General features: G+C 37.4%; 7 protein-coding genes. 4 read left to right on the top strand and 3 right to left on the bottom strand.

The genetic code is table 11. The annotated features are described in order from the left end of the window. Window positions 1-319 precede the first annotated feature (319 nt). Window positions 320-976, bottom strand: a complete 657-nt coding sequence (locus RBU60_RS01675) for a DUF6252 family protein (protein WP_308862882.1) — start codon at window positions 974-976, stop codon at window positions 320-322. Window positions 977-1,112: 136 nt separating this feature from the next. Between RBU60_RS01675 and RBU60_RS01670 the strand changes: the two genes are divergently transcribed. From RBU60_RS01670 to RBU60_RS01660, 3 genes are all read left to right on the top strand, one after another. After that, on the top strand, window positions 1,113-1,667 hold the full coding sequence (locus RBU60_RS01670; RefSeq protein WP_308862881.1) for a 30S ribosomal protein S16: 555 nt from the start codon (window positions 1,113-1,115) through the stop codon (window positions 1,665-1,667). An 18-nt stretch (window positions 1,668-1,685) separates the two neighbouring features. Continuing rightward, window positions 1,686-2,213, top strand: a complete 528-nt coding sequence (gene rimM, locus RBU60_RS01665; RefSeq protein ID WP_308862880.1) for a ribosome maturation factor RimM — start codon at window positions 1,686-1,688, stop codon at window positions 2,211-2,213. A gap of 467 nt (window positions 2,214-2,680) precedes the next feature. Next, complete coding sequence (locus tag RBU60_RS01660) at window positions 2,681-3,415, top strand: tRNA1(Val) (adenine(37)-N6)-methyltransferase (protein ID WP_308862879.1); 735 nt, start codon at window positions 2,681-2,683, stop codon at window positions 3,413-3,415. Here RBU60_RS01660 and RBU60_RS01655 read toward each other — a convergent pair. Continuing rightward, window positions 3,412-4,653, bottom strand: a complete 1,242-nt coding sequence (locus RBU60_RS01655) for a DEAD/DEAH box helicase (RefSeq protein WP_308862878.1) — start codon at window positions 4,651-4,653, stop codon at window positions 3,412-3,414. The two genes, RBU60_RS01660 and RBU60_RS01655, sit on opposite strands and share 4 nt — an antisense overlap. A 177-nt stretch (window positions 4,654-4,830) precedes the next feature. Between RBU60_RS01655 and RBU60_RS01650 the strand changes: the two genes are divergently transcribed. Next, on the top strand, window positions 4,831-6,009 hold the full coding sequence (locus RBU60_RS01650; RefSeq protein WP_308862877.1) for an acyl-CoA dehydrogenase family protein: 1,179 nt from the start codon (window positions 4,831-4,833) through the stop codon (window positions 6,007-6,009). A gap of 583 nt (window positions 6,010-6,592) precedes the next feature. On the opposite strand, the gene RBU60_RS01645 is transcribed toward RBU60_RS01650, so the two are convergent. Next, window positions 6,593-6,823, bottom strand: a complete 231-nt coding sequence (locus tag RBU60_RS01645) for a PID-CTERM protein-sorting domain-containing protein (RefSeq protein ID WP_308862876.1) — start codon at window positions 6,821-6,823, stop codon at window positions 6,593-6,595. Between the last annotated feature and the right edge of the window lie 2 nt (window positions 6,824-6,825).

Raw genomic sequence — 6,825 nt, 5'->3', positions numbered from 1 at the left:
TTCTTAATACTTCCAAAATTCTTTCGTAATTTGCATTTAAGTTGTTCATTGTTAATGTTTTATAGCTAAAACAAGTTGCTGATTATCAGTAAGATGAACAACTTTTTTCTTTTAAATCATAATGCACAACGGGTTATATTAGTATATTTTCAATTTCAAAACAAGAATTTTTGCTTCCAAAGTAAAGAGATCCTGAATAAAAGCCTCATTTGAAATCTTACCCTTCATTTTTAGTCACCAATAAAATTGATTTAAACAAAAAAAACTTTAGTTGCCTAAAGTTTTTTTTCTAATGATAAATTATATGAAGTGTGAAAAATTAATTCTCACAATCCCCTAAGCCGTCTAAAATAAGTTGTAATTCTCCGCTTTCATCCCCACAAGCTTCTATTTCTTGGTTTAATGCCGTACGGTAGGAGTTACAAGTAGCTTGTAATTCTTCTGCGTTATTAGGATCTACATTATCGTAAGCAATTTTTGCACTTAAACTTATAGCTTGTGCTTCTTCACAATTCAAATCTGGATCTGGAGGAGTTGGGTTAGTCACTGGCACATCAAAGAAAGAACCTTTACTGAAGTTAATCGTATCTCCCACACCATTCTTTAAGGCATTGAAGTAAAACTCTCCAGAAAGAGTACCATTTTCTACTCTTGTCACCTCAATTTTCCCTTCTCCGTCTTCTCCAGTTAGGTAAAGTACGCCATTAAAATCTTCAAAAGTAGCTTCATTGGCAGCATTTCCTTGAATCATATACGTACCTACTTCATAATCAGAAACCTTTAAAGTAACCGTTTCATCTGAAGATGTTCCTGTAAGAGTTACCGAACCATCGTCGTTAATTGCGGCGGTAGAAGTTGAAGATCTAAAAAAGACATCCTCCACTTCTCCTTGAATAGATGGGGTATTGGTTTCGACATCGTCACCACAGCTCATCATAAAAAGAGAAAGCAAAGCAAGCAAAAAGGAATTTCTCATGGTAGGGTAAATTTAATTTTAGTAGCTACAAATGTAAAAGAAAAAATACTAATCTTTTTATTAACTGTAAAAAAATATCATGTATCTTTGCAAGATTATTAATAATCGAGGTCGAGAACCTCAAAATTTAATTTTTATGCCTGTAAAAATAAGATTACAAAGACACGGTAAAAAAGGAAAGCCTTTTTACTGGATCGTAGCAGCGGATACCCGCGCAAAAAGAGATGGTAAATACCTTGAGAAATTAGGGATTTACAATCCAAACACGAATCCTGCAACTATCGAACTAGACGTTGATAGCTCTGTAAAATGGCTTCAAAATGGAGCGCAGCCTACAGATACTGCAAAAAACATCCTTTCTTACAAAGGAGCCTTACTTAAAAATCATTTAGCTGGAGGTGTTCGTAAGGGTGCCATTACAGAAGATCAAGCAGAAGAGAAATTTAATGCTTGGGTAGATGAAAAAGCTGGAAAGATTGATGCGAAGAAAGAAAATCTTTCTAAAGCAGATCAAGAAGCTAAAGACAAAGCATTAGCTTCAGAAAAAGAAGTAAATGAAAAGCGCGAAGCAGAAGCAAAAGCTGCTGAAAGCGAGGCATTAGCTGCTGCTGCTGAAAAAGAAGCGGAAACAAAAGCTACTGAAGAAGCAGAGGCTAGCGCTGAAGCAACGGAAGAAGAAAAAGAAGCTTAGTAAACTAAAATTGACGACGTGCGTAAAGAAGATTGTTTCTATTTAGGTAAAATCGTTAGTAAGTTTAGCTTTAAGGGTGAGTTGTTGATCAAATTAGACACCGACGACCCCCAACATTATTTAAAAATGGAATCAGTTTTTGTGGAATACCGCAAAAAATTGGTTCCATTTTTTATTCAAAAATCTTCCTTGCAAAAAAGTGAACTTCTCCGCGTTAAATTTGAAGATATCGATACCGAAGAAGATGCAGAAGATCTCATAAAACGAGAAGTCTATCTTCCCTTAGAAGAATTACCTACCTTAGAAAACGATCAATTTTATTTTCACGAAATTATTGGCTACCGAGCCACCGATAAAAGCTTTGGAGCAATTGGATTGTTAACCGGTGTGAATACCACTAGTCCACAGGCTTTATTTGAAATTGATCACAACGGAAAACAAGTGCTTATTCCCCTAAACGATGATTTTATCGCGCAAGTAGATAAAGAAAATAAAATTATTCATCTCGATGTACCGGAAGGATTGATCGAAATGTATTTGGAATAGATATTAGAAACTAGATGTTAGATGTTAGATGTTAGAATCTAGACTTAATTAATTTATAAATTGCCATTTAACTTATAAGAAGGCATAACTAAGATTAGAGGTGAGAGGTGAGTATAGATCTTAGAATATAGAAACTAGACTTAATATATTAATATTGATATCTTAATTTCTTGTGTTTAGAATTCTAGAACGGTAGCATAAAGAGACTATTGCTATATTAATAAAGCACAGTTCATTCCGACCTAGGAGGAATCTTATGTCTTAGCATAGAGAATAGATCCTAGAATATAGAAGCTAGACTTAATATATTGATATCTAACTTCTTTTGTCTAAAATTCTAAAACTGTAACATAAAGCCATAATTGCTATAGTAAATAACTCTCATTCCGACGAAGGAGGAATCTTTCTCTTAGAATAGGGAATAAATATCTTACATCTCAACTTTACCAAAATAACCCCCAACACACATGTCCAAAGCCTTCCAATTTAAAGAATTTAGCATAGAACAAGATCGTTGTGCCATGAAGATTGGAACCGACGGCGTTTTATTAGGAGCTTGGGTCCATATTCCCAACACAACCTATTCTATATTAGATATTGGCGCAGGAACTGGAGTTATCGCTTTAATGTTAGCTCAACGGAGTCAGGCTGGACTTATAGATGCCTTAGAAATTGATGAAGATGCCTATGAGCAATGTGTCGATAATTTTGAAAACAGCTCTTGGGGAGATCGCCTCTTTTGTTATCACGCCGATTTAGATGAATTTACGGAAGAATTCTCTTCTGAAGAAGAAAGCGAGGAAGACTATGATCTCATTGTAAGCAATCCTCCTTTTTTTAAACCTGCCTTGACGGAAGAAACTTCAGAAGCGCGCAAGAAAGCACGTTTTTATGATGCTCTTCCTTTTGAAGAGCTTCTAAAAAATGCAGCAAAACTTCTTGCTAAAAATGGTACTCTCCAGACTATTATTCCTTTTTCTGAATACGAGCGATTTATCGACTTAGCTCAAAAATTTCAACTTCATGTGCAACGCGTCACTTTAGTTAAAGGCAACCAGAATGCTCCCGTAAAACGGGTGTTGCTTCAATTGGGTTTTGAAAAACTTCCGCTTCAAGAGAGCACCTTGATCATCGAAAAAGAAAGACACGTTTACACGGAAGAATACACCGAATTAGTAAAAGATTTTTACCTCAAACTTTAATTCGGTTTTTTCTTACTTCTAGAATTGGAGTTTTTTCGGAAATTAGTCTTCTTAGGTTTATTTTGTGATTTCGGAGTTTTTTCTGAAGACTTATCTTCTGGAGCTACTTCTTTAAAATCATGATCTTTTATCACCGATACCCGTTGACCGATTAATTTTTCAATCGATTTTAAGTAGGGACGCTCCTCTCCGTCACAAAAAGCAATCGCGCTTCCGCTGGCTTTCGCACGACCCGTTCTTCCTATTCTATGCACATAGGTTTCGGCAACGTTGGGCAAATCAAATTGCACCACGAGAGAAAGTTGAGAAACATCTATTCCGCGGGCAGCAATATCAGTAGCTACCAAGACCTTTATTTTTCCGTCCTTAAATTGATTGAGTACTTTTTGACGTTGGTTTTGTGATTTGTTCCCATGAATCGCAGCAGAATCAATTCCGGCTTGACTTAATTTTTTCACAATTTTATTGGCTCCGTGTTTGGTACGAGAAAACACCAATACCGTTTCAAAAGGCTCCGTTTCTAACAGATGTATCAGTAATTTATTCTTGTTTTTCTTAGGCACAAAGTACACGGCTTGGTCTACACGCTCTGCGGTGGTTTGCTGCGGCGCAATGCTTATGCGTTCAAAATCTCCCAAGATCTGTTTAGAAAGATCAATAATAGACTTAGGCATAGTCGCCGAAAAGAACAACGATTGGCGTTCTTGAGGTAATTTTTTAATTAGTTTTTTGATGTCGTGCACAAAGCCCATGTCCAACATCTGGTCGGCTTCATCGAGCACAAAATGGTTCACGTCCTTCAGCGAAATAAAACCTTGATTGATCAAATCGAGTAATCTTCCTGGGGTCGCCGTAAGAATATCTACCCCGCGATTTAAAATTCTCACTTGAGATTCTTGTTTTACGCCCCCAAAAATAACCGTATTCCGAATATCGGTATGTACAGCGTAGGCCTTGATGTTTTCATCAATCTGAATCGCCAATTCTCGCGTAGGCGTAATGATAAGCGCTTGTATTTTTCTTTTCTTTCTTGGCGGTGCGCCTTCGGCTAAATGTTGTAAAATAGGAATGGTAAAGGCTGCCGTTTTTCCCGTTCCGGTTTGCGCGGAACCTAACAAGTCTTTTCCGTTCAGTAAAATGGGAATCGCTTGGGCTTGAATGGGAGTAGGATGTGTGTATCCTTTTTCGGTCAGTGCTTTTAATATGGGCTCAATAATGCCTAGTTCTTTAAATGTCATAGTCTAATATATGCGGCAAAGGTACACTTATTAATAGAGATTTTTAATGCATGACGGATTTGTTCCGCGAAAGCTTTCTACTTCTGCATTTAAGAATTTAGAAACAAATCATTGGCTGCTTTGTCTTCATTCGTTAACTTTACGGCCAAGATTTTTAACCTAAAGAAAATTATAGCGATGAAACCTGATTTATTTCAAGCCCCAGACTATTATAATATAGACGATTTATTAACCGAAGAACACCTAATGGTGAGAAACGCGGCCCGCGATTGGGTAAAAAAAGAGGTCTCTCCTATTATTGAAGAGGCTGCTCAAAAAGCAGAGTTCCCAAAATCTATCATTAGCGGTCTTGCTGAAATTGGTGCTTTTGGCCCATACATCCCCGCAGAATATGGCGGCGCAGGACTAGACCAAATCTCCTACGGTTTGATTATGCAAGAAATTGAACGTGGCGATAGCGGCGTGCGCTCTACGGCATCGGTACAATCTTCATTGGTGATGTATCCTATCTGGAAATATGGAAATGAAGAGCAGCGAAAAAAATACTTACCTAAACTTGCTACGGGAGAATTCATGGGAAGCTTCGGGTTAACCGAACCTGATCACGGCTCTAATCCTGGGGGAATGACCACCAACTTTAAAGATAAAGGAGACCATTATTTACTTAACGGAGCCAAAATGTGGATTTCTAACTCTCCGTTTTGTGATATTGCTGTGGTTTGGGCCAAGAATGAAGAAGGAAGAATTCACGGTCTTATCGTAGAACGTGGTATGGAAGGGTTCTCTACGCCAGAAACGCATAACAAATGGTCGTTAAGAGCTTCGGCTACGGGAGAGTTGATCTTTCAAGATGTAAAGGTTCCTAAAGAAAATTTGTTACCTAACAAAAGCGGATTAGGAGCTCCTTTAGGTTGTTTAGATTCTGCGCGTTACGGAATTGCTTGGGGTGCGATTGGCGCAGCGATGGATTGCTACGATACCGCTTTACGTTATTCCAAAGAACGTATTCAGTTTGGTCAACCTATTGCTGGATTTCAATTACAACAAAAGAAGTTAGCCGAAATGATTACTGAAATCACCAAAGCACAATTATTGGCCTTTCGCTTAGGGCAATTAAAGAATGAAGGCAAAGCCACCAGCGCACAAATCTCTATGGCCAAACGTAACAATGTAGATATGGCGATTACCATTGCGCGTGAGGCAAGACAAATGTTAGGAGGAATGGGAATTTCTGGAGAATATAGCATTATGCGTCATATGATGAATCTAGAAAGTGTAATCACTTACGAAGGAACCCACGATATTCACCTCTTGATTACGGGGCTGGATGTTACGGGTATTTCGGCTTTTAAATAAAAGTTAAAATTACTTTATCTCACTTCGTGAGTAAATCATGACAAGGGCAAGACTTACAAGGCTTGCCCTTGTTATTTACTTTTTAAAACACTTTTCTTTTAGGGATTTCTGATTCGAGAAAAAAACGCTCTCTACACGAAGAAAATCTACCGACTTATTAGAATAAAATATAAGGATAAACTGTTGCATACCAAGCTTCAATCAAAAACCATTCTTCTTTTCATGTAAAAGCGTTGAAGTAGAATAATACCAAACTAAAAATGTAATATCGCATTTAAACTCGTTCTATTTCCCCCGTCCGTTGCGGTAGATCGAGTTGCTCATAATCTCCATAGCTATACTTCGACTTTGCTCAGCACGAATGACTATGCAAACCAATCGCAGCGTCATAGAACAAAAAAGCAACTTCGTTTTCTGTACGACATTACAAAATTAAATTGGTATTAGAACACCGAATGCTCTTCTGAAACAGAATTGAAGAAAGTAGTGTTGTTTCACAATGATCTAGGAAAGATTCAACTCAGGTTTAAACATAAAAAAACCCACCTTACAGCGGGTTTTTTCTTGATTAAAAGATTAATAATTAGTTCTCCTTTTTATTTCCTCGAAGTTTTTTAGCTCCAAAGTAAGCTCCAACCGCTATGGCTATCCCTATAAAACCATCGATGGGGGCCCCTTCTGGTACATCTTCTACAAATGGGGATCCTTCTGGAAAATCAATTTGCGCTTGAGTAGTGAATACGATTGCTATAAAAAACAACAACGTTAGAAACACTCTAAAAAAGCTACTTGTTTTTTGTCTTGTCTTCATCATCT

Source organism: Mesonia profundi, from assembly GCF_031085155.1.
Lineage (GTDB): Bacteria > Bacteroidota > Bacteroidia > Flavobacteriales > Flavobacteriaceae > Mesonia > Mesonia profundi.
This window is presented reverse-complemented; position numbering and strand designations above follow the sequence as displayed.